The sequence below is a fragment of the Psychrobacter sp. TB55-MNA-CIBAN-0194 genome, from assembly GCF_040309505.1.
In the GTDB taxonomy this organism is placed as follows: Bacteria; Pseudomonadota; Gammaproteobacteria; order Pseudomonadales; family Moraxellaceae; genus Psychrobacter; species Psychrobacter fozii.
Genome location: NZ_JBEOOW010000284.1, coordinates 1 through 272 on the forward strand (window position 1 = coordinate 1; position 272 = coordinate 272).

A 272-nucleotide genomic window follows, 5' to 3' on the forward strand; every position below is an offset into this window, starting at 1 on the left:
CGTCGATGGCGATGTGGCCGCAACCTACACCACCTTTGATGAAGACGGTGATGCACTGACCGTGGACTTCACCCCAGGCAGCAATGACGACGGTTACTATGCGTTAGTGAACGGCGAAGTGGTATTAACCCAAGCCGGTGCGGATCTCGTGAACAACGGCGGCACCCTGCCGCCGGTCGATTTAACCGTCTCGGATGGCAGCTTAACCGGTCAAGACAGTGACACGCCGGGTATTGCGCCGACCAACGATGCGCCGACCATTGATGTGGTCG

Annotated in this window: 1 protein-coding gene; it reads left to right on the top strand. The window is 58.5% G+C overall.

Annotated features, from left to right (window positions below; genetic code table 11):
* On the top strand, window positions 1-272 hold a 272-nt coding region (locus tag AAEY75_RS15175), incomplete at both ends, for a hypothetical protein (RefSeq protein ID WP_352260048.1).